Origin of the sequence: Desulfovibrio sp. (assembly GCF_019424165.1) — a bacterium.
Classification (GTDB): Bacteria; Desulfobacterota; Desulfovibrionia; order Desulfovibrionales; family Desulfovibrionaceae; genus Desulfovibrio.
Genome location: NZ_JAHZAA010000031.1, coordinates 26,681 through 29,918, shown reverse-complemented (window position 1 = coordinate 29,918; position 3,238 = coordinate 26,681). Strand labels below are relative to the sequence as shown.

Here is a 3,238-nt window from a genome sequence, read left to right as displayed (position 1 = left end):
AACAGGCCTGGGTGGCACCCTCGAGATGGCGCAGCCATATTTCAGCAAAACCGGCGTATTCCGCCGTACCTTTCAACACCGGCACGCACTGGCGCCCCTGCGATTCAACACGGCTGCGCCACGACTGACTGTCCTGCCCCGCCATATCCTTGAGAGCGTGATTGCCAACCACTGAAAGCAGCGGCATAAGCCACACCCTCTCGGAAGCAAGACGGGGCAAAATGTCCTCAAGCAGCACAGCTCCGTTCATGGCCCCTACATGCACGTGGGCGTCAATGCCATAAACGGCTTCCGCCAGATCGGCGTAACGGGCCACGGCCTGATGTTCTGCGCCATGCCCCATAAAAATAACATCTTCATGAGCCGCGCGCCCGGATGGCAAATGGGTTACGCAGGCACGGGCAGCGGCGCTTACGTCATCCGCAGATGCCAGCATAGGGTCGCCAACATGACAACGCAGGCCGTCCTGGGCGACTATTTCATTCACAGCAGCGCATACTTCGCCGTGTTCCCGCCCCGGTATGGTTTGCAAAGGCTGCACAGCCACATGGGTAAAGCGTTCCAGGCTGAGACGCCGCAAAGCCTTGAGGACGGAATCGCTCTTCTGTCTGGCTCGGGCCAAGCGTTCTCGCAACAGCAGTGAGGTATATGCCCAGCGCACGGGTACCCCCGGGTAGCGCTGGCGCACAAGCGCGTCAAATCCCTTGAGGGCACTCTGCCCCTGAGCGCTGCTTGCGCCAAAAGCCACCAATAATATTGCACGTCTCATGCGGCTAATTTGTACGTTACTTGCAGCATGGTGGCAAGACGGCTGTCGCTCGCAGTGCGGGAAGAGCGCTGTATTGACCCGCATGGCTCACAACGATACAGTGCCTGCATTATGGGACGTACGCTCCCTCTGGGGAAGGCGTGTACCGTGCCGGGAGGTTCTGATGGCAAAGGCGCTGATTCTGGGAGGCGCAACCGGTCTGCTGGGGCAGGCCCTTGTTCGTGTGCTTGCAGCGCGAGGCTGGCAAGTGTCGACCCTGGGCAGGCAAGACGGCAATGTGATGGATTTCGATTTTTTGCAGTCGCGTTTGCTTGCGGCACACGCGGATGTGGTTTTTAACGCTGTGGGCTTTACGGCTGTTGATGCTGCCGAGGACGATCCCGACGCGGCGTGTGAGGCAAACCGTACCCTGCCCGATGCGTTGGCGCACATTCTTAAAAATCTCGGCAACGGCCACCTGGTACACTACAGCACCGACTTTGTTTTTCAGGGCCAGGGAGAAACGCCACTGACCGAAGAAGACGAGCCGCACCCTCTGTCGGTATACGGCAGCACCAAGCTTGAGGGCGAGCAGGCCGTACTGCGCGAATTGCCAGAGCGCTCCTGCGTGTTGCGCACGGCCTGGCTTTTTGGCCCCGGCCGCAAAAACTTTGTGGACACCATTGTGGCAGCCTGTGAAAAGCGCGATACCATTAACGTGGTTCACGATCAGGTCGGCTCCCCCACGTACAGCGTTGACCTGGCGCAATGGAGCGCCGCCCTGGCTGAAAAACAGGCCACAGGGCTCTGGCACGCCGTCAACAGCGGTCAGGCCAGCTGGTGTGAACTGGCTTGCGAATCCATCAATCTCGCGGCCGCTTCCTGCCGGGTCATGCCCATCGACTCGGCCCAATGGCCGCAAAAAGCCCGGCGGCCGGAGTTTTCTGTGCTGGATAACAACAAGCTGGGCGCTTTTCTGGGCAAAAAGCCACGGCCATGGCCCCAAGCTCTGCGCGATTATATTTTCAGGGATTACCTGCCGTCTCACCGCAAGGAGAAAGACAAGCATTGATCTCTCGTCAGCAGACTATTCCTTTCCTGCCAGGCCCCAGCCATGTCGCCACGGCAGGCAGCCGCAGCCATAAGACATGCGCCCGGCACACAAACGGCCGCAGCCCGGGGTACAAAGCAGGGAGCTGCGCGTCCTGCCGCTTGCCGGGAATGTTTGCGCTTTCGGTTTTGATCCTGTTGACGCTGTGTACGCTGCTGCTCTCCCCTGCTGAAAGTCATGCCCGGCCCAAAAGCATGGCTGATCTGGCGGCAATTTCCGGCAAGCTGGTGGAAACCGGCGTCAGTTACGGGGCCATTCCATCGCTGTACAGGCCGCGCTATGACCGCACTCTGGATGCGGACCTTAACACCAGCGCCGATGAAATTGTTTTTGTGGTCATGCTGCCTGACGGCCCGCGCATATATCTACAACGCTACATGGTCTGGCACCAGGTTGTTAATGAGCTTATTGACGACGTGGCCTACACCATCACCTACTGTCCCACCACTGGCACGCTCATGGCCTATGATGCCTCCATGGGCGGGCTCAATCTTATTTTTGATGTAGAAGGCCGCCTTTATGACGGTAACAGTGTACTTATTGACCGCAATTCCGGCAGTCTCTGGCTTCAGGAAACCGGCATGGCCTTTGACGGCCCCCTCATGGGCAGAGGCCTGCCGACCATTCCGGTATTCTGGACAACGTGGGGGGCCGCGCGCAGCGTCTTTCCCCAGGCCTCCGTCATGGCCAAGCCGGCAGGAAATCGCCCCTACGGGCGCGACCCCTACGGAAACTACCAGCGCAAAGGCACCTACTATGACAACGACAGGCTTATCTACCCGGTAGAACGCCTGGACAGGCGGTTTCCGCGCAAAACGCATATGCTCTGCCTGGAATATGAGAACTATCTGCTGGCTATTGATGTGGCCTATGTGAAAAAAAAAGGAACAGTTAATTTCTTTGTAGGGCCGCACGCCTTGCTGGCTGTTCATGATCCGCAACTGGATGTGGTGCGCGTGTTCAACCGGCAGATATGGGCAGAGCCTTTTCTGTTTGTCAGCCGCTACGGCAAGCTGATGGACTTGAAGACACGGAGCGTATGGGATCCGGCCACCGGAAAAGCCATGGAAGGCAATATGAAGGGGGCCGCCATGCCTGAATATTTCGGCGGCTATTCCATGTGGTTTGCCTGGTACAGCATCAACCCCGAAACGCTCACTGTTCCCGGACCGGGCGAAGTGCCGGAAAATCTGCTTTCACCAGACGCCCCGGGGCATGACAGCGCAGGTTCCGGCTCTGCTGTCGCTCCCGCCACGGGGCTTCCGCCAGCCCCCTGACCGGTACACGGCCACCGGCCGCAACTATTCAGCCTCAAACTTTTAGACGGCCACGTAACTTTGTGTCCGTCCTGCACGATAGCTTATTTGCGTCAAAGACGC

General features: G+C 58.6%; 3 protein-coding genes. 2 read left to right on the top strand and 1 reads right to left on the bottom strand.

Translation table 11 applies throughout. The features are described from left to right. A partial coding sequence (locus QZ377_RS10035; RefSeq protein ID WP_291441013.1) for a sirohydrochlorin cobaltochelatase occupies nucleotides 1-769 on the bottom strand: 769 nt, incomplete at its 3' end. A 163-nt stretch (nucleotides 770-932) separates the two neighbouring features. Between QZ377_RS10035 and rfbD the strand changes: the two genes are divergently transcribed. Further along, nucleotides 933-1,820, top strand: coding sequence for a dTDP-4-dehydrorhamnose reductase (gene rfbD, locus QZ377_RS10030; RefSeq protein WP_291441012.1), 888 nt, complete (start codon nucleotides 933-935; stop codon nucleotides 1,818-1,820). Nucleotides 1,821-1,969: 149 nt separating this feature from the next. Continuing rightward, a complete protein-coding gene (locus QZ377_RS10025; protein ID WP_291441011.1) occupies nucleotides 1,970-3,136 on the top strand; it encodes a DUF3179 domain-containing protein in 1,167 nt (388 codons plus the stop codon). Nucleotides 3,137-3,238 lie beyond the last annotated feature (102 nt).

Excerpts from the sequence above, each read along its gene's own strand:
- rfbD (WP_291441012.1), top strand. The coding sequence starts at position 933 with ATGGCAAAGGCGCTGATTCTGGGAGGCGCAACCGGTCTGCTGGGGCAG.
- QZ377_RS10025 (WP_291441011.1), top strand. The coding sequence starts at position 1,970 with ATGTTTGCGCTTTCGGTTTTGATCCTGTTGACGCTGTGTACGCTGCTG.